The organism is Pseudomonas sp. GW822-FHT03F04, assembly GCF_058801405.1.
The window spans coordinates 532,388-550,600 of the sequence record NZ_JBXANF010000003.1 but is presented as its reverse complement, the minus strand read 5'-3'; the positions used below and the strand labels follow the sequence as shown (position 1 = coordinate 550,600).

The 18,213-nt window shown below is 60.3% G+C and carries 16 protein-coding genes; 11 read left to right on the top strand and 5 right to left on the bottom strand.

Annotation, left to right across the window (positions count from 1 at the left end; translation table 11 throughout):
- Position 1: 1 nt before the first annotated feature.
- Positions 2-817, bottom strand: coding sequence for an ABC transporter ATP-binding protein (locus tag AC1RMX_RS09130; protein ID WP_096821867.1), 816 nt, complete (start codon positions 815-817; stop codon positions 2-4).
- Positions 814-2,412, bottom strand: coding sequence for an ABC transporter permease (locus AC1RMX_RS09125; RefSeq protein WP_493071540.1), 1,599 nt, complete (start codon positions 2,410-2,412; stop codon positions 814-816). The genes AC1RMX_RS09130 and AC1RMX_RS09125 overlap by 4 nt, the downstream gene beginning before the upstream one ends.
- 304 nt (positions 2,413-2,716) lie before the next feature.
- Between AC1RMX_RS09125 and AC1RMX_RS09120 the strand changes: the two genes are divergently transcribed.
- Entirely contained in the window at positions 2,717-3,730 is a 1,014-nt protein-coding gene (locus tag AC1RMX_RS09120; RefSeq protein WP_493071538.1) for an ABC transporter substrate-binding protein, read from the top strand.
- 39 nt (positions 3,731-3,769) lie between these two features.
- Here AC1RMX_RS09120 and AC1RMX_RS09115 read toward each other — a convergent pair whose 3' ends face one another.
- Positions 3,770-4,690: a LysR family transcriptional regulator gene (locus tag AC1RMX_RS09115; RefSeq protein ID WP_039764497.1), complete on the bottom strand. Its 921-nt coding sequence runs from the start codon at positions 4,688-4,690 to the stop codon at positions 3,770-3,772.
- A gap of 181 nt (positions 4,691-4,871) precedes the next feature.
- On the opposite strand from AC1RMX_RS09115, the gene AC1RMX_RS09110 reads away from it, so the two are divergent.
- Entirely contained in the window at positions 4,872-5,792 is a 921-nt protein-coding gene (locus AC1RMX_RS09110) for a TauD/TfdA dioxygenase family protein (RefSeq protein ID WP_493071536.1), read from the top strand.
- Positions 5,793-5,841: 49 nt separating this feature from the next.
- On the opposite strand, the gene AC1RMX_RS09105 is transcribed toward AC1RMX_RS09110, so the two are convergent.
- Positions 5,842-7,452 carry an alkaline phosphatase family protein gene (locus AC1RMX_RS09105; protein ID WP_493071534.1) on the bottom strand — a complete coding sequence of 537 codons (1,611 nt, stop codon included), beginning with the start codon at positions 7,450-7,452 and terminating at the stop codon, positions 5,842-5,844.
- Positions 7,453-7,553: 101 nt separating this feature from the next.
- Entirely contained in the window at positions 7,554-8,498 is a 945-nt protein-coding gene (locus AC1RMX_RS09100; protein ID WP_096821871.1) for a LysR family transcriptional regulator, read from the bottom strand.
- A gap of 165 nt (positions 8,499-8,663) precedes the next feature.
- Between AC1RMX_RS09100 and AC1RMX_RS09095 the strand changes: the two genes are divergently transcribed.
- From AC1RMX_RS09095 to AC1RMX_RS09055, 9 genes are all read left to right on the top strand, one after another.
- On the top strand, positions 8,664-11,024 hold the full coding sequence (locus tag AC1RMX_RS09095) for a TonB-dependent receptor (RefSeq protein ID WP_493071532.1): 2,361 nt from the start codon (positions 8,664-8,666) through the stop codon (positions 11,022-11,024).
- A 23-nt stretch (positions 11,025-11,047) separates the two neighbouring features.
- Positions 11,048-12,391 (top strand): aryl-sulfate sulfotransferase, encoded by a 1,344-nt coding sequence (locus tag AC1RMX_RS09090; RefSeq protein WP_493071530.1) that lies wholly within the window; start codon positions 11,048-11,050, stop codon positions 12,389-12,391.
- A 189-nt stretch (positions 12,392-12,580) separates the two neighbouring features.
- Positions 12,581-12,907 (top strand): hypothetical protein, encoded by a 327-nt coding sequence (locus AC1RMX_RS09085; RefSeq protein ID WP_493071528.1) that lies wholly within the window; start codon positions 12,581-12,583, stop codon positions 12,905-12,907.
- Positions 12,908-13,286: 379 nt separating this feature from the next.
- The gene (locus tag AC1RMX_RS09080) at positions 13,287-14,099 is read left to right on the top strand and encodes an energy transducer TonB (protein ID WP_041475106.1); all 813 of its coding nucleotides are present in this window, start codon (positions 13,287-13,289) and stop codon (positions 14,097-14,099) included.
- A 45-nt stretch (positions 14,100-14,144) separates the two neighbouring features.
- Positions 14,145-14,870 carry a MotA/TolQ/ExbB proton channel family protein gene (locus tag AC1RMX_RS09075; protein WP_011331927.1) on the top strand — a complete coding sequence of 242 codons (726 nt, stop codon included), beginning with the start codon at positions 14,145-14,147 and terminating at the stop codon, positions 14,868-14,870.
- Between the two features lies 1 nt (position 14,871).
- Positions 14,872-15,273, top strand: a complete 402-nt coding sequence (locus tag AC1RMX_RS09070; RefSeq protein ID WP_003220570.1) for an ExbD/TolR family protein — start codon at positions 14,872-14,874, stop codon at positions 15,271-15,273.
- A 169-nt stretch (positions 15,274-15,442) separates the two neighbouring features.
- On the top strand, positions 15,443-16,024 hold the full coding sequence (locus tag AC1RMX_RS09065; protein WP_085712674.1) for an alpha/beta hydrolase: 582 nt from the start codon (positions 15,443-15,445) through the stop codon (positions 16,022-16,024).
- Positions 16,025-16,080: 56 nt separating this feature from the next.
- Complete coding sequence (locus tag AC1RMX_RS09060) at positions 16,081-17,013, top strand: sigma 54-interacting transcriptional regulator (protein ID WP_493071524.1); 933 nt, start codon at positions 16,081-16,083, stop codon at positions 17,011-17,013.
- Positions 17,014-17,177: 164 nt separating this feature from the next.
- Positions 17,178-17,975, top strand: a complete 798-nt coding sequence (locus AC1RMX_RS09055; protein ID WP_096821875.1) for a MetQ/NlpA family ABC transporter substrate-binding protein — start codon at positions 17,178-17,180, stop codon at positions 17,973-17,975.
- The last annotated feature ends 238 nt before the right edge of the window (positions 17,976-18,213 follow it).

Below are 18,213 nucleotides of genomic sequence, written 5' to 3'. Positions count from 1 at the left end.
TTCAGCAGGCAATGAACGACAACGGCAGATCACGGATCTGTACCGGCACGCTCGGTTGGTAATGGTCATCACTGGTCAGTTCGTGCAGCAGTTCTTCGCGCAACTGATGGAAGTCAAAACTGCTGCGCTGGCGCGGATGGGGCAGGGCGATGTCCACCACTTGTTTGATCCGGCCGGGGCGCGGTTCCATCACCACCACGCGATCAGCGAGGAAAATCGCTTCCTCGACATCGTGAGTGACCAGAATCGTGGTGATTTTTGCCCGTTCACGAATCGCCAGCAGCTCGTCCTGCATCTGCTGGCGGGTCAGCGCGTCGAGGGCGCCGAAGGGTTCGTCGAGCAGCAGGATCCGTGGGCTCGCCACCAGCCCGCGAGCAATCGCCACGCGCTGCGCCATGCCACCGGAGAGTTGATGCGGGTAGGCGCGGGTGAAGTCGCGCAGGCCCACCAGTTCGATGAAGTCGTTGATGCGTTGCTGCTTTTCGGAGGCAGCCAGCGGCTCGTTGACCAGGCCCAGGCCGATGTTGTCGGCCACCGTCAGCCACGGGAACAAACGGTGTTCCTGAAACACGATGCCGCGTTCGCCGCCGATCCCGCTGACGGCTTTGCCATCGACCGTGATCTGCCCGCGAAACTGTGTGTCGAGGCCCACCAGCAAGCGCAGCAGAGTGGATTTGCCGCAGCCGCTGGAGCCGACGATGGCGACGAATTCGCCCTCGGCGATGTCGAGGTTGAATTCGCGGATCGCCTCCAGTTCGAAACCGTCGACGTCGAAGGATTTGCCTACGTGGGTGAAGCTGACAATCGGTGCGTTCATGCGTGTCTCCAGCGGGTGGCGCGGATTTCCAGGCGTTGGCCAATGAGGTTGAGCAGGGCGCCGGTGAGGCCGACCAGCAGCATCCCGGCCATGATCAGGTCCATGCGCAGCAGTTGTTGGGCGCCGATCATCTGGCTGCCGATGCCGCCGTTGGACGGCATGAAATATTCGGCGCCGATGGTGCCGAGCCAGGCGTAGATCAGGCTCAGGCGCAGCCCGGCGAAAATCCCCGGCGCGGCGCCCGGCAATACCAGTCGGCGTAGTCGTTGAGTGAGGCTCAGGCGCAGCACCTGCGCGGCTTCATTGAGTTGCGGCGAAAGGTTGGCAACGCTGCGTTGGGTGGCGATGAAAAGCGGGAAAAACGCGGCAAGGGCGACGAACACCCACTTGGCCAACTCGCCCAGACCGAACCATGCGGTCAACAGCGGCACCCAGGCGAAAATCGCGATCTGCCGCAGCGCGGCGAGAGTCGGGCCGAGCACGCGTTCGCTGGTGCGCGAAAGACCCAGCAGCAAACCCAGAACGAGGCCGAGGCCGCCGCCAATCAACAGGCCGCCGAGTGTGCGACCCAGGCTCAGGGCCATGCCCGAGATCAACGTGCCATCGAGCAATCCGTTTTTCGTCGCCTCAAGCACCGCCAACGGGCTGACCAGAATGTTGGCGTCGACCCATTGCTGATCGACCGCCAGTTGCCACAGCGCAAACAACCCCAGCGGCAACAGCCACGGCTGCACACGCTGCCAGCCTTCATGGCGCGGCCCGCGACGAATTTCTGCCGTGGCCGGGTGCGGCCAGTGCACGAGTTTTTTGTCCAGCAGGCCGATTCCGCGATCCATCGCCACGCCGATCAGGCCGATCACCACGATGCACACGAACACGATGTCGAGCATGAACAGCTGCCGCGCCCAGACCATCAGGTAACCGATGCCTTCGCTGGAGGCCAGCAGTTCCACCGCGAGCAATGAAGTCCAGCCAGCGGCCAGCGCCAGACGCACGCCGGCCATGAACGCCGGGAGGGCGGCGGGTAGCACCAGTCGGCGAATCAGCAGGCGTGGCGGCAGGCGCAATACGGCAGCGGCTTCACGCAGTTTCGGTTGCGCATCACGCACGCCGACCAGTGTGTGCAGGGTCACCGGCACCACGATGGCCTTGACCAGCACCACCAGTTTCAGTGTTTCGCCGATACCGAAAAACACCATGAACAGCGGAATCCACGCCAGCGTCGGCACCTGGGCCAGGCCGGCGAAGGTCGGAAAGATGAGGCGTTCGAGGCGACGGCTGAAGCCCAGCGCTGCACCGAGTACGGCACCAGCCGAGATCCCGGCGAGCAGGCCCCAGAACAGTCGTTGCAGGCTGATCCACAAGTGACTCCACAACTCGCCTTGGAACAGCTCGACGGCACTGCTCCACACCAGCGATGGCGCCGGCAGAATCTGTTCGCTCATCCATTGATTGCGCGCCGCCAGCCACCACAGGGCGAACAGCCCGAGCGGCAGTAGCCAGGGTAAAACGCGGTGGCTCAGGCTTGGCCAAGTGCGCCGGTTTTTCAACGGCGGTGCGGCCAGTGGCAGGCTGAGCAGGGATTCACGGGCCATGGGTGACCTCCGTTGTCGGGTTGGATCGAGTCAGCGGAATTAGCTAAAAACCAATTGTTATAAGTAAATTAAAAAATAATCATTTTGGAGATAAGCAGCGCCATTTAAGGCCTCCAGCCCTGCACGCATCCAATGCATTCGAAGAATATTTTCGATGCTCTCCATGCATACCGGCCTGTATGTCCCGACTTTGCTGGCTTAGCTTTAAAAGCTATAAAAATGTGCTTTTTAAGTATTTAAGCGCTGGTACGGATTGCGCCTACTTTCGGCTCCTCAATGCCCGCCGTGATCAGGAGCCGCACCCATGAACCTTCCCTTCAAACGTGTCATCAGCCTGTTTGCCGCGCCGGCACTGGCGGGTCTGCTGGCGTTCTCTGCCCAGGCCGACGAACTCAAGGAAATCAGGATCGCCGTGCCTGATCTGAGCGCCAGCACCCAGCACAGCGGCGGGGGCATCGTGGACGTGCTGCGCGATCAGCAGATCTTCGAAAAGGCCTTCGCCGATCAGGGCATCAAGATTCAGTGGAGTTTCTTCAAGGGCGCCGGGCCGGTGATCAATGAGGCGTTCGCCAACGGCCAGGTGGACCTGGCGTATCTGGGTGATCTGGCGGCCATCATCGGCAAGTCCAACGGGCTGGATACGCGTCTGCTCAGCGCCAGCGCCCGGGGTGTGAAGCAATACCTGGGCGTGGTGCCGGGTTCGGGGATCAAAACGTTGCAGGATCTCAAGGGCAAGCGCGTGGCGATCTTCCGGGGCACCGCGACCCAGTTGTCGTTCGATGCGGCATTGGCCAGCGTGGGCCTGAGCGAGAAGGACGTGAAGGTGATCAACCTCGATTTCAACGCAGCGGTTGCCGCGCTGGCGGCGAAGCAGATCGATGCGTCGTGGGGCAGCTCCGGGCTCACCGCCTTGCAGGCCAAGGGCCTGGCCGAGTTGCCACTGAACACCAAGGACCTCGGTGGTGCCGGCAGTGTGCAGTCGGTGCTGGTGGGTACCGGCAAGTTTGTCGACGGGCACCCGGAAGCCGTGGCGAAGCTGCTCAAGGCGCAGCAACAGGCGGTAGAGTGGCTGACTCAGGACAGCAACAAGGACGCCTACGTGCAACTGGTTTCGGGGCTGGCGAGCTATCCGCCGGTCATCCTGACTCAGGATCTGAAGGATCAGAACCTGAGCGAAGTGTTCCCGTCGACACTGGATCCTCTGTTCCTCGAGAACCTGCAGGGCAAGGTGGATCTGGCGGCGCAGCAGAAGCTGATCCGCAAGCCGTTCAAGGTGAACGAGTGGGTGGCGCCTGAGCTGGCGGCTGCGAAGCTCTGAGTGATGTGATCCTTCCCACGTTGAGCGTGGGAAGGATCCTTAAACCGCGACACTGATTTCCTGTTTATCCACCGCCACCAACGTCTCGATCATCGCCCGCGCCGCCGGTGACAGCCGGAATCCCGTGCGGCTCACAATCCCGCACCGCGCATTCATGCTTTCCAGATTCTGCGGCAGGTTGCGCCAGTGCAGCAGCGCCAGTGAGCCCTGGGCGATGTCCTCGACAAACGCCTCTTCAGTGCCCACGCCAATCGCGTTGGATTGCAGCACTACTTTCACCAGCGCCGGAAAATGCTCGGTCTCGATGGTGGGGGAAAAGTCGATCCGGCCGCTGAGGTTTGCCAGCAGTTTGCGAATGCCCGGCGGGATCAGCGTGGTCGCCAGCGGGTAGTCGAACATGTCGTTGGTCGACAGGCTTTCCTTGGCCAGCAGCGGATGCCCCGGCCGGCAGAAAAACACCCCGCGCTTGGGTGTCAGCGGCTGGGTCTGGAAGTTCGGGTCGGATTCGAAATGGCGGATGTCGGCGATGAAGAACTCGATCTCCTCGCGGCTCAGGGCGCGGCTGAGTTTTTCCCAGTTATCCACCTGAAAACAGGTGCGCACTTTCGGGTGCGCATTGATGAATTGCGCCACCGCATCCGGCACCAGTTTCACCGCCGGCGCCGGTCCGCAACCGAAGTGCAGTTCGCCGGCGTCCAGCTTGGTCATCTGCGTCACCTCGGCGCTGAGCAATGCCGCGCCCTGCACCAGGGTCAGGGCGTGTTGCAGCACCACCTGGCCTTCGGGCGTGGGGCGCAGATCCTTGTTGCCGCGATCCACCAGCACGCAGCCGAACTCCTGCTCCAGCCCTTGAATGCTGCGGCTGAACGCCGGTTGAGTGATGCCCATGGCATCGGCCGCGCGGACAAAACTGCGGTGTTCGTTGAGGGCGATGAAGTAGCGCAACTGGCGAAGATCCATATGCTTTTCCGGCATCCTAAAAATAGCTCGAAGGCATTTGCGACGAGGGTTGCTTGAGGTTTTAAATGCAAGCTCTTATTCCGTCAACGAAGCATGTGAATATCTATTAGATGTAAATGGAATATAGATAGAGCGTTGTTTCGCTGCCGTCCAACCGCAAGCAGTCGATGAGGGTCTACCCATGAGCAATGCCGCACTCGCTGTAAAACCCGCTGTCCACGCGCTGGAGATTCATCCGGTGGCCGGCCGTATCGGCGCCGAAATCCGTGGCGTGCACCTGTCCGGTGAGCTGGATGCCGCGACGGTTGAAGCCATTCAACAGGCGCTGGTGCAATACAAGGTCGTGTTCTTCCGCGAGCAGACTCAGCTCGACGATCAGCGCCAGGAAGCCTTTGCACATTTGCTCGGCGAGCCGGTGGCGCATCCGACTGTGCCGTCCCGCGAGGGCACTCGTTATCTCTTGGAGCTGGATGGCGCCGAAGGGCAGCGAGCCAACTCCTGGCACACCGACGTGACCTTCGTTGATGCCTACCCGAAAGCGTCGATCCTGCGCTCGGTGGTGGCTCCGGCATTCGGCGGTGACACCCTGTGGGCGAACACCGCGACCGCGTACAACGAACTGCCGACCGAATTGCGCGAGCTGGCGGACAAACTGGTGGCCGTGCACAGCAACGAATACGACTACGCCGGGGCGAAGCCGGACGTGTCGGCGGAGAAGCTTGAGCGCTATCGCAAGATCTTCACCTCAACGGTTTACGAGACCGAGCATCCGGTGGTCCGCGTACACCCGATCAGCGGCGAAAAAAGCTTGCTGCTGGGGCATTTCGTCAAACGCATCAAGGGTTACTCCCAGGCTGATTCGGCGTACCTGTTCGGCTTGTTGCAGAGTCATGTGATTCGTCAGGAAAACACCGTGCGCTGGCGCTGGAAGGCCGGTGATGTGGCGATCTGGGATAACCGTTCGACGCAGCATTACGCGATTGATGATTACGGCACTCAGGACCGGGTGGTGCGTCGGGTGACGCTCAAAGGGGAAGTGCCGGTCGGGGCGAGCGGGCAGCGTAGCCAGACCATCAAAGGCGCTGAAATCGTCGGCGTCTGATAAGACCTCATCGCGGGCAAGCCGGCTATCCGGCTTGCCCGCAGTCCTTTCACCAGACGCCAATCTGAACGAGCTTCTCGGTCTCCGGCTCCCCATAACGAAACCGCTGCCCACGCAAATCAATCTCCTGATGACTGATCGTCGTGCGCCGCTTCAGCCCACGCACCCACTCGAACAGATACCCCGCATGCTCCTCGCGCACCGCCGCATACGCCGGATCAGCGCCCAGATCCTGCAGCTCCTGCGGATCATTCAACAGATCGAAAAGCTGCGGCCGGAAGCCGTCGTACGCCAGGTATTTCCAGCGCTCGCTGCGCACCATGGTCATGCGACAACGGTCGATCGGCTGGCCCAGTCGCTCCCGTGCCGGGGCCTGGAAGGCGTAGTCGTATTCGCTGATCGCATAGCGGCGCCAGTCGGGATTCTCGCCGTGCAGCAATGGAATCAACGAGCGACCTTCCAGTCGATGCTCGGCACCTGTCACGCCCAGCGCTTCGAGAAAGGTCGGCACGCCGTCGATGGTTTCCGCCAGGCGTTCGTCCACCGTGCCCCGTGTGATGTCCGCCGCCGCACGCGGGTCGCGCACGATCAATGGCACGCCCACCGCTTGCTCCAGCAAAAACTCCTTCTCACCCAGCCAGTGATCGCCCAGGAAGTCGCCGTGATCGCTGGTGAACACGATCAAGGTGTCATCCCAGCGACCGTTGCTTTGCAGGAAATCGAACAGCCGCCCCAACTGATCATCGACCTGTTTGACCAGGCCCATGTATGTCGGGATCACGTTCAGTCGTACCGGGTCTTTGGAGAAGTTCAGGCTTTCTTCATGCTGGCGAAAGGCCTGATAGACCGGGTGGTCGCTTGGAGAGGCATTACGTACCGGTTCGAGAATCGATTTCGTACTGTACAAAGTGTGGTACGGAGCCGGTACGATGTATGGCCAGTGGGGTTTGATATAGGACAGGTGTAAAAACCACGGTTTTTCACCTTGCTCACCGATGAAGTCGATGGCTCGATTTGTAGTGTAGACAGTCTCTGAATGTTGCTCGGGAATTCGCGCCGGCAAATGGGCGTTGCGCATTTTCCAGCCGCTGAGAATTTCGCCGTTGTCACCTTCGGCAGCGTTGGCCCAGTCGTGCCAGGGGTTACGCCCCTCGAACCCCTGCTCGCGCAGGTAACGGGTGTACGGCGCGGATTCGCGTTTGTCATCGAACAGCGGGTCGTCGGGGAAGATGCCGTCGTGTCGAAAGTACGGCTCGAAGCCGACTTCATTCAGCACTTCGGCCTGTGCGCTTTCAGGGTTGATCGCCAGCCGCTGCAAGGCATCCACGTTGGCCGTGGCGTGGGTCTTGCCGACCAGCGCAGTACGAATGCCGTGGGGCCGCAGGTAATCGCCGATGGTCAGTTCTTCCAGCGGCAGCGGCACGGCGTTCCACGCCACCTGATGGCTGCTGACGTAACGCCCGGTGTAGGCCGACATCCGCGATGGCCCGCAGATCGTGCCTTGGGTGTAGGCGCGGCTGAAGCGCACGCCGGCAGCGGCCAGGCGATCGATGTTCGGGGTGTGCAGGTGCGGGTGGCCGTAGCAGGACAGGTAATCGCGGCGCAGTTGATCGCACATGATGTACAGCACGTTGCGCACGGGGTATTGCGGGTTGGACATGGGGTTCACCAGTCAGAAAGACAGGCGAGGTTTTTCGCTTTCGGCGAGGGTGTTCGGCAAGTGCATTCGGGGAATGCTTGTGATGCATGAAACGCATGGGCTCAGACGGCGAGGTTTGCCAGCGAGCACACCTCCTCATCCACCGCATCAATCGCCTTGATTTGCTCGATCATCGCCTCGGCCAATGGCGACAACCGATACCCGGCGCGACTGACAATTCCGTAGCGTGTGTACAGCTCCTCGAGATCATCCGCCAACCCCTCGATTTTTAAACACACCAGTTCACCCCGGGCCTGATGCAGCGCATCCGAATAGGCACCGACGATGCCGATCGCGTCGGAGCGCAGCACTACACCGAGCAGACTGGCGCTGTTCTCACACTCGACATTGGGTATGAAATCCGGGCGGCCACTGAGGTCGACGATGACCTTGCGCAGATTCGGCGGGCGAATGCTGACCGCCAGTGGATAACTCATCAATTGCTCGGCCGAGACCCGCTCAAAAGCAGCCAACGGATGCCCGGCGCGGCAGCAGAAATGCCATTTGCGTGGCCGCAATCGGTAGGTCAGATAATCCGGATCCGCCTCGAAATGCCGGGTGTCGGCGACGAAAAATTCAAACTCTTCGCTCAGCAGCCGCTTGCTCAGGCTCTGCCAGTCATCGACCTGGTAATGCACCCGCGCTTTCGGGTATCGGCCGATGAAACTGCCGATCGCCCGTGGGATCAATCCAGCCGCCGGCGCCGGGCCGCAACCGAAGCGCAACTCTCCCGCCTCCAGCCCGTTGAACTGGCTGATCTCATTGGCCATTTGCTGGGCGCCGCTGACCAGTCGCCGTGCGTGTTCAAGCAGCACCTGGCCCTGTTTGGTCGGCGGCAATTCCTTGCGCCCGCGATCCACCAACTGGCAACCGACGCTGTGTTCCAGCGCCTGAATGCTGCGGCTGAAGGCCGACTGCGACAGGTTCACCGCCTGCGCGCCCGCGACGAAGCTGCGTTGTTCGGCGAGGGCGATGAAGTGTCTGAGCTGGCGCAAGTCGATATGCATTTTTCACATAAAAAATATCCGGGAAATGCATTGGATATGCATTAGGTCGACTCCTTATAAAGGCAATCTCTTATGCAGTAAATCTTTGTAAAAACATAAATAAATAACTTAAAAGAATATGCGGCACGGAAGATGTCAGCGTGTTTTTTGACCAGGAGCAGCCCCATGAGTCCGTTGAACCTCGCTTCACCGCCGCCGCCACGACGGCTCAAACGCTTGCCTCTGGCCCTTTTGCTGGCGGGGAGTGCCAGCTGGAATCAGGGTTACGCCGATGAAGCTCAAAACCCTGTACCGCCCCCGGCAGGCAAAAACGCCACCGCCACTTCGCAACTGGAAACCGTGACGGTCACCACTCGCCGTCGCGAAGAAAGTTCGCAGGATGTACCGACGCCGATGAGCGTGGTCAGCGGCCAGACCCTGGAGACGCAGCGGGTCTATCGGATTCAGGATCTGCAGCAACTGGTGCCCAGCGTCAACGTCGCCTACATGCATGCGCGCCAGTCCAGCGTGTCGATTCGCGGCCTGGGCAACAACCCGGCCAGCGACGGTCTGGAAGGCAGCGTCGGCCTGTACATCGACAACGTTTATCTGGGCCGCCCGGGGATGGCGGTGTTCGACCTGATGGACATCGAACAGCTCGAAGTCTTGCGCGGGCCGCAAGGTACTTTATTCGGCAAAAACACCACCGCCGGGGTGATCAACATCAGCACCCGCGCGCCGAGTTTCACCCCGGAGCGCAGCATCGAAACCTCGGTCGGCGAGGACGGTTATTTCCAGACCAAGGGCACGCTTTCCGGGCCGCTCAACGATCAATTGGCCGGGCGCATTTCCGCTTATCGCACCCGCAGCGACGGCGACATCAAAAACGAATTCAACGGTCATGACCTGAACGGCGGCTCCCGCGACGGCTTCCGTGCGCAGTTGCTGTTCAAGCCCAACGAAGCTTTCAATCTGCGCTGGATCGGTGACTACAACGAAGAGGACTCCAGCGCAGGCACCCGCGTGCTGTACAACACCGGGCCGACCATCAACGGCGTCAACCTCTATCAGTCGCGGGCCAACGCCGCCGGCGCGACGCTGGTCAACGGTTCGCACCGCAAGGTCAATCTGGACAACGACCAGCACGTCACGGTGCATCAGGGCGGCACGTCGGTGGAGGCCAACTGGACGCTGCCGAGCGACTTCACCCTGACGTCGATCAGTTCGTACCGCTTCTGGAATTTCACTCCGGCCAACGACGATGGCCTCAATGTCGCGGCGACCTACAACGCTGGCGTTTCCGTCGAGGACAAACAGTACTCGCAGGAATTTCGCCTCGCATCGCCCAAGGGGGAGTTCTTTGATTACGTGCTAGGCGCGTACTACTTCGGTTCGGATCTGGACAACAAATCCTTCGCCTATTACGGCCCGCAGGCCGACATCTGGAACGGCACGCCGCGGGGCGCATTGGCCAATGTCGGTAGCGTCGGCAATGGTCACATCAAGACCGACAGTTTCGCCCTGTTCGCCCAAGGCACCTGGCACCTCACCGAACGCCTGGATTTCACCGCCGGGGTGCGCGGCACCTATGAAGAGAAGAATGCCTGGGTCACTCGCGATGCACCGGTCGGTGGCGCCGCTGTCACCGGTGCAGCGGCCACTGCACGACGCGGACGTACCGGCGCTTACGACTCTGGCGATCTCAACCAGTACAGCTCCAGCCCATCCGGATTGCTCAACCTCAGCTATCGCATCACCGATGATCTGCTCGGCTACGCCACGCTGTCCCACGGCGAAAAATCCGGCGGGGTCAACCTCGTGGTCGGTTCCGCTCCGACCGCTGGCGCCGACTCGCTGCTGATCGGCACCGAGCGCGCCAACAACGCCGAGCTCGGCTTCAAGAGCACCCTGTGGGACCGCCGCTTGCAGCTCAACGCCAACGTGTTCTGGACGCAGGTCAACGCTTACCAGACCAACGCCTACGATGACGTCAACCGCGTGCAATACCTGACCAATGCCGGTTCTGTGCGCTCGCGTGGTGTGGAATTCGAAAGCACCGTGATCCCGCTGCGTGGCCTGACCCTGAACTTCAACGGCTCGTTCAACGACGTCAGTTACCTCTCGTACAAAGACGCGCCGTGCCCGCCGGAAGTCAGCCTGGCACCGGGGGCTCCGGCCTCTTGCGACCTCAGCGGTCATCAGGTCGTCGGTGCCTCGAAATGGATCGGCAACGCCAACGGCAAATACGAATGGAATCTGGCCAACGGGCTGCAACCTTACGTCACCGGCAGCTACGCATTCCGCTCCAAAGCGGTGGGCACCGTCGAGGATTCCGACTACGGCCAGATCCCGAGTTACGCGGTGGTCAATCTCTCCACCGGCCTGCGCGGTGATTTCAATCAGGGTCAGTGGGACGTCTCGCTGTGGCTGAAAAACGCCTTCGACAAAACCTACTACACGACCCTGTGGACCGGCGGCAACGGCGGTTATGAAGGCCTGCTCGGCACGCCGCGCACCCTCGGCGTCACCGGTCGCTACGACTTCTGATCGATCCTTCAAGGAGCTGCATCATGTTGCGCATCAAAACCGCTTTACCGGTGTTGTTGTCCGGCGCAGTGCTCAGTGCCGGAGCGCTCGCCGCGCCCAGCGTCTATCCCACAGGCGTCACCCGATACGACCCGGCCAAGGCCTTCAACCAATATGTGATCTTCAGCGGTGCCGACAAGCAGACGCACCTGATCGACATGAACGGCAACGAAGTGAAGAGCTGGCCTCAGGCCGGTTTCCCGTCAGCGATCATCGACCCGAAACTGGTCGGTGGTGAGCGCGGTCACGTCCTGCTGCAACTGAGCGAAAAGGATCCGGGCAAGCTCGGTTCCGCCGGTAACGGCCTGGGCAATCAGAGTGTCGGCGAGCTGGACTGGAACGGCAAAGTCGTCTGGCAGTGGGGCGACAAGGCACCCGGTGGCGCCGCGCAACAGCATCACGACCAGCGTCGCCTGAGCAACGGCAACACCGTGGTGCTGGCGAACAAGGTGCACAAGGTCAAAGGCTTCAAAGTGCCCGAGGTGATCGACGATGCGATCTATGAAGTCAGCCCCGCAGGCGAGGTGAAATGGCAGTGGCTGGCGTCGGATCACTTGAACGAATTCGGTTTCACTGCCGAGCAATTGAAGCTGGTGCGTGCCAGTGAAAATCCGGATTACCTGCACATCAACAACCTCAGCCTGGTCGGGCCGAACAAATGGTTTGACGCCGGCGACAAGCGCTTCAATCCGGACAATCTGCTGCTCGACTCACGCAACGCCAATTTCATCGCCATCATCGACAAACACAGCGGCAAAGTGGTCTGGCGCCTGGGGCCGAACCTGCCGCTGGCCAACCCGAAAACCGCGCAGAAAATACCGCGCCCGGTGGACCAGTTCGTCGGTCAGCATGATGCGCACATCATCCCGGCCGGGCTGCCTGGCGCCGGCAATCTGCTGGTGTTCGACAACCAGGGTTCGGCGGGTTATCCCAACGTCACGCTGGGGCTGATTTCCGGCTCGCGGGTGCTGGAAATCGACCCGGTGAAAAATGAAATCGTCTGGCAGTACAGCGCGGCCGATTCGAAGCAGCCGGGGTGGGCGTTCTACAGCTCGTTCATCAGCAGCGCGCGGCGTTTGCCCAACGGCAACACGTTGATCGACGAGGGCATGAACGGGCGGTTTTTCCAGGTAACGGCCAGCGGTGAAAACGTCTGGGAATACGTCAGCCCATATCTGGGCAAGGCGCCAGGCAGCGATGCGATCAGCAACTGGGTGTATCGAGCACTGCCTGTGAGTTATGACTGGGTACCGGCCGGAACGCCGCGTTCGGAGACGGCAGTGATTGCGCCGGTAGTCGGTGTGCAACAGACCAACGCCAGCCGTTAGTTTAAATGCTATTAACACTCTTCAGATTCGAAATAAGTTATGAGCGACATGAATAGTGCATATAGCAATATCGTTGAAAAGTCGCGTGGACAATAAGTAAATGTCCAACCATCCTGAGTGTCGTGAGTTTCCAGGAGGAAACTTGCTCTCATCGGAAGACACTTATCCAACGATAAAGGAAATCTCGTTATGTCGAGCATTAATGGCAACTATGTAAACGCTAACACTGGCGCCAAACTGACGATTACCGATGGCAACGACTCCAACGGCACCTTCAGCGGAAAATTCAGCCAGAACGGCGTGAACTACGACATCGCGTACGGTCACTACCACTTCCAGAACAGCACCGGGCAGCCTACGATCATTACTTTCGCGGCTCTGAATGACGGCACTGGCTATCAGTCCTGGACCCTGTTCTCGCCGGATCACAACTACTCGAAAGTTCGTGCGGTGGGTTCGCGCACCAACTTTGACGGTGATGTAGTCGGTCTGGCCGGGGAGTTTGTGAAGCAATAAGAAATTCTGTAAGTCGAAGGCCGATGCATTAAACATGCATCGGCCTTTTTATTTGCCTCTTGAAAAGTTCGTCAACTATCACCTTGGTATTAGTTGTCACTGAATGCCGGGGCGTCGAAAACCCGATGCCTTGGATGAATACTTTTTATGCCGGGAAAGCATGTCGATTCTGGCGAATCGCTGGAAGCCTTGCGGGCCGTGGCTTTGGCGGAAATGACCGTTTTTTATATTCCATAAACATCTATCCATAACATGAAAGATTACTTTCGGAGATAAGCCTCTAGCCCAATGATTGACCCATCGATCACGCCGTGGGGGATTCAACAAGCGGCGCATCGGCTACGCGAAAAAACGCAAAGAGACCGCAGGGAGTAAATCAATGGGCAATGTCCAGACCGCCGCCAGTGCACAGGAGGTGCTGTGGCGCCAGGCGCCGAGCGGCGAGTTGGTCGATCTCGGCCGGCCCCATCGTGTGCCGTTGGGGCAACTGCGTTTGCAGCGCGCGCCCAAGGGCATTCTGAGCCGCCGCGAAACGATTCTGCTCGGCGTTCTGGCGCTGGTGGTGCATGGCGCGGTGATCTACTGGATCAATCAGCATCCGACACCGGCGCTGCCGATCGTGCCGCCGGAAATTCCACCGATGACCATCGAGTTTTCGCGCCCGGCACCACCGGCACCACCTGTGGTTGTACCGCCGCCACCGGCACCTGTGGTCGAGCCACCGCCACCGGTGGAAGACGAACTGGCAACCAAGCCACCACCAAAACCGAAGCCGATTCCCAAGCCGAAACCGGTCGCCAAACCCGTACCGAAACCGGCCCCCAAAGCCGTCGAGCAACCCCCGGCTCCGCCACAACCGGCGGCCCCGGTCGCTGCACCAGCGCCACCTGCACCACCGGCGCCTGCTCCGGTGACCCCGGCCTCGGCCAACGCCGCGTACCTGAAGAACCCGGCGCCGGAATATCCGTCGCTGGCCCAGCGTCGCGGTTGGGAAGGCACAGTGTTGCTCCGGGTACACGTACTGGCCAGCGGCAAACCGGGCGAGATCCAGATTCAGAAAAGCAGTGGCCGGCAACAGCTCGACGACGCGGCGCTGGACGCCGTGAAGCGCTGGAGCTTCGTGCCGGCCAAGCAGGGTGATGTCGCCCAGGACGGCTGGGTCAGCGTGCCCATCGATTTCAAGATTCATTAAACCGAAACCAATTTCGCGCTAAACGTTTACACGAGGGAACACATCATGACGTTACTGGCATCTCCACTGGAATCCATCGAAAGCGCGGTGATCTGGCTGCTGGTGGTCTTCTCTGTCGCCACCTGGGGCCTGGCATTGCTCAAGGCTGTGCAGTTCGGCCGGTTGAAGGCGCAGGATCGCAAATTTCACAAGCGCTTCTGGGCGGCGTCGAGTCTGGACTCCGCCGCCGAGTTGAGCGAAACCCAGCCCGGCGCGGCAGCGCGGGTGGCACAGGCCGGTTATGCGGCGATTCAAGTGGGCGAGGCGCCGCAGGCCAATGACCTGAGCCAGGCGATCAACCATCAGGATCGCCTCGAACGTGCCTTGCGTCAGCAGATCGTCCGCGAGCGTCGTTCGCTGGAAACCGGTCTGGCGGTGGTTGCGAGTATTGGCAGCACCTCGCCGTTCATTGGCCTGTTCGGCACGGTGTGGGGAATCATGGAAGCGTTGAAAGGCATCAGCGCGGCAGGCTCGGCGAGTCTGGAAACGGTCGCAGGTCCCATCGGTGCAGCGCTGGTCGCCACCGGGGTGGGGATCGCGGTCGCGGTGCCGGCGGTGCTGGTTTACAACTACTTTTTGCGTCGTCTGAAACTGACGGCGGCGGACCTGGACGACTTTGCCCACGACTTCTACAGCCTGGCGCAAAAGAGTTCGTTCCGCGTGCTGATCCACCCGACCGCGCACAAGGCTGCGGCCCAGGGCAACGCAACAAAAGTGAAGGAGGCGTCCTGATATGGCCTTCTCCACGCAAGACAGCGACGAGGTGCTGAGCGAGATCAACGTGACGCCGCTGGTGGATGTGATGCTGGTGCTGCTGGTGGTGTTCATCGTCACCGCGCCGCTGCTGACCAACGCGATACCGATCAACCTGCCGAAGACCGAAGCGGTGGCGCCGGTCGAGCAGAAAGACCCGTTGGTGGTGAGTATCGACGGTGCTGGAAAACTGTTTATCAACAAGGACGAAATCCAGCCGGACCTGCTGGAGTTCAACCTCAAGTCGGCCAAGGCCAAGGACCCGGAAGTGCGCGTGCAATTGCAGGCTGACGACGGGGTGAATTACGGCGAAGTGGCGCGAGCCATGGCTTCGATTGAGCGGGCAGGCATCACCAAACTGTCGGTGATCACTGCACGATAAGGGTTTCACGTTTTTCCGGGGCCGTCTCCTTGGCAGGGTGCGGCCCCTTTTTTTGCCTGAGGATTTATATTCTTTTCAGGTCTTAATAAATAGCTTCTTATTCCTTAACGAATATAAATCCCGTCCCTATACTCCTTCAGGAACAGACACGACGCAGGAGAGCTCCCCCATGCGCAACGAATCAATCCGCTATCTGATTGTGCCGGGCTGGCAAGGATCGCCAGAAGATCATTGGCAAAGCCATTGGCAGAACAGCCTGCCGAACAGCGCGCGGGTGGAGCAGGCCGACTGGCTGACGCCGCGTCGTGAAGACTGGGTCGCGGCGCTGGCCGAGGCGATTGCCGCCGACAGCACGCCGGTGATCCTGATCGCCCACAGCCTGGGTTGCATCACCGTGGCGCACTGGGCGGCCACCGCGCCGTTGCAGCATTTGCGTCAGGTGCGCGGTGCGCTGCTGGTCGCGCCGGCGGATGTAGAACGTCCGGCCTGCGTGCCGGCACTGCGCAATTTCGCACCGATTCCAACCGACCTGCTGCCTTTCCCGAGCCAGGTCGTCAGCTCCGACAACGACGCCGCCGTCAGCGCGCCGCGTGCCTTGGAGCTGGCACGCAACTGGGGTGCCGAGGCGGGAATTCTCGCGGGCGCCGGCCATATCAACGTGAAGTCCGGGCATCAACGCTGGGAGCAGGGATTCGCTTATCTGTATCGCCTGCAAAACCGCATGGAACACCACGCCCGGCGTCGTGCCTGACCATTTTTATTTTTTCAGCGCCCCCGTCTCCCGGCGATTTGGGGCGGGAGTCTGCCATGAGTTTCGAAACCTTCGGTCAGCCGTTGCTGACCTTTCCCGATGCGGAAAAAAGTCCCCTGAGCATTCGCGCCAAAGCGCTGGTGTTCGTCGATCCACGCTCGCGCCAACTGCGCGAGGAAATGGCCCAACTCGCACCGCGCTCGATTTCGGTGTTGATTCGCGGCGAGACCGGCACCGGCAAGGAATTGCTCGCCCGCCATATCCACCGCGCCAGTGATCGCAGCGGATTATTTGTTTCGGTCAACTGCGGAGCGATCAGCCCGACGTATGCCGATGCCGAGTTGTTCGGCTACGCCGCCGGCAGTTACAGCGGCTCGGCCAGCAGTCGCGCTGGCTGGTTCGGTTCGGCCAACGGCGGCACGTTGTACCTGGATGAAATCGGCGACCTGCCGTTGCCGATCCAGATCAAGTTGCTCGCCGCGCTGGAAAACCACGAAGTCACCCGCGTCGGTGCCCATCAACCGAGCCCGGTGGATGTGCGCCTGGTGGCGGCGACCAGCATCGATCTGGCCCAAGCGGTGGCGGCGGGGAAATTCCACGAGCGGCTTTATCACTATCTCAGCGAGGGGCATCTGGAACTGCCGGCGTTGCGCGCGCGGGTCGGCGACATTCTGTCGTTGGCCGAGTACTTCCTCGGCATCTACAGCCAGCGCCTGGATCTGCCGGTGCCGTTGATCAGCGAAGCGGCGCAGGAGGTGCTGGAGCAACACAGTTGGCCGGGCAACACTCGGGAGCTGGAGAACGTCATTCATTTTGCGTTGCTGGTGAGCACTGGCGAGGAAATTCTGCCGGAGCACCTGAACCTGCCCGAAGTGTCTGGGACGCTGGTTCAGATCGAACGTCAGGTGGCGAGCATCACTGCCAAAGGGACAGCCGAGGAACGTAAGGCATTGAAAAAATTACTGTTGAGCCTGAGCGAGGCGTTGTAACCATTTTGTTCAACATGAACAAAATGGAATATGAAGCTGAATAAACGTTATTGTCCGGGAATAAAAAATCCCGGTATTGTCCGCTTCACGCCAGCAGTAGCACATCGCTGGCACACGTATTAATGCCGTCGTCGATGACGACCGATTTTCGATAAGGACACTGCATGAAAAAGGTTCTGTTGTTTACCGCATTGGCGGCTGCTCTGACGGCTTCCCTGGCGCAGGCCGGCGAGAAACTGGTTGTCGCGGCGACCCCGGTTCCGCACGCCGAGATCCTCGAACTGATCAAACCGACCCTCGCCAAAGAAGGCGTGGATCTGGAAATCAAAGTCTTCACCGACTACGTTCAGCCGAACGTACAGGTTGGCGAGAAGCGTCTGGACGCCAACTACTTCCAGACCCTGCCGTACCTGAACAGCTTCAACCAGGGTAAATACAAGGACGACAAAGCCAAGTACCTGGTGACCGTGCAAGGTGTGCACGTTGAACCGTTTGGCGGCTACTCGAGCAAGTACAAGACCCTGGCCGAGCTGCCGGACGGCGCCACCATCGCCATTCCGAACGAAGGCAGCAACAGCGGTCGTGCACTGATCCTGCTGCAGAAGGCTGGCCTGATCGAACTGAAAGATCCGAAGAACGCCCTGGCCACGCCAAAAGACATCGCCAAGAACCCGCACAACTTCAAGTTCAAGGAACTGGAGTCGGCCCTGCTGCCGCGTGTTCTGAAAGAAGTCGACCTGGACATGATCAACACCAACTACGCGCTGGAAGCCAAGTTGAACCCGACCAAGGATGCTCTGGTGATCGAGGGTGCCGATTCGCCTTACGTGAACTTCCTGGTGGCCCGTGAGGACAACAAGAACAGCGACGCGATCCAGAAGCTGGCCAAGGCCCTGACCAGCCCGGAAGTCAAAGCGTTCATCGAGAAGAAGTACAACGGCGCGGTACTGCCGGCGTTCTGATCTGACGCAGCAACACAACCCCTTCAGGTATGAAAACGCCGATGGCCAGTGATGGTCATCGGCGTTTTTGTGTGTGCGGGTGAGGGGTTTTTTAAGCTCAGGCTATCCCGGTCTTCAACGCCCGGCGCAACGCCACCAACAATTTCACAATCTCATGCGGATCCAGTCGCTGCGGCACTTTTACGTCCATGTTTTCTTCCTTGTTATGGGGTTCGGCCGAGGGAGTCTGGCCAAAAGC

Excerpts from the sequence above, each read along its gene's own strand:
- AC1RMX_RS09060 (WP_493071524.1), top strand. The coding sequence starts at position 16,081 with ATGAGTTTCGAAACCTTCGGTCAGCCGTTGCTGACCTTTCCCGATGCG.
- AC1RMX_RS09110 (WP_493071536.1), top strand. The coding sequence starts at position 4,872 with ATGAGCAATGCCGCACTCGCTGTAAAACCCGCTGTCCACGCGCTGGAG.
- AC1RMX_RS09075 (WP_011331927.1), top strand. The coding sequence starts at position 14,145 with ATGACGTTACTGGCATCTCCACTGGAATCCATCGAAAGCGCGGTGATC.
- AC1RMX_RS09105 (WP_493071534.1), bottom strand. The coding sequence starts at position 7,452 with ATGTCCAACCCGCAATACCCCGTGCGCAACGTGCTGTACATCATGTGC.
- AC1RMX_RS09070 (WP_003220570.1), top strand. The coding sequence starts at position 14,872 with ATGGCCTTCTCCACGCAAGACAGCGACGAGGTGCTGAGCGAGATCAAC.
- AC1RMX_RS09065 (WP_085712674.1), top strand. The coding sequence starts at position 15,443 with ATGCGCAACGAATCAATCCGCTATCTGATTGTGCCGGGCTGGCAAGGA.
- AC1RMX_RS09115 (WP_039764497.1), bottom strand. The coding sequence starts at position 4,690 with ATGGATCTTCGCCAGTTGCGCTACTTCATCGCCCTCAACGAACACCGC.
- AC1RMX_RS09120 (WP_493071538.1), top strand. The coding sequence starts at position 2,717 with ATGAACCTTCCCTTCAAACGTGTCATCAGCCTGTTTGCCGCGCCGGCA.
- AC1RMX_RS09095 (WP_493071532.1), top strand. The coding sequence starts at position 8,664 with ATGAGTCCGTTGAACCTCGCTTCACCGCCGCCGCCACGACGGCTCAAA.
- AC1RMX_RS09055 (WP_096821875.1), top strand. The coding sequence starts at position 17,178 with ATGAAAAAGGTTCTGTTGTTTACCGCATTGGCGGCTGCTCTGACGGCT.
- AC1RMX_RS09090 (WP_493071530.1), top strand. The coding sequence starts at position 11,048 with ATGTTGCGCATCAAAACCGCTTTACCGGTGTTGTTGTCCGGCGCAGTG.
- AC1RMX_RS09085 (WP_493071528.1), top strand. The coding sequence starts at position 12,581 with ATGTCGAGCATTAATGGCAACTATGTAAACGCTAACACTGGCGCCAAA.
- AC1RMX_RS09100 (WP_096821871.1), bottom strand. The coding sequence starts at position 8,498 with ATGCATATCGACTTGCGCCAGCTCAGACACTTCATCGCCCTCGCCGAA.
- AC1RMX_RS09125 (WP_493071540.1), bottom strand. The coding sequence starts at position 2,412 with ATGGCCCGTGAATCCCTGCTCAGCCTGCCACTGGCCGCACCGCCGTTG.
- AC1RMX_RS09080 (WP_041475106.1), top strand. The coding sequence starts at position 13,287 with ATGGGCAATGTCCAGACCGCCGCCAGTGCACAGGAGGTGCTGTGGCGC.
- AC1RMX_RS09130 (WP_096821867.1), bottom strand. The coding sequence starts at position 817 with ATGAACGCACCGATTGTCAGCTTCACCCACGTAGGCAAATCCTTCGAC.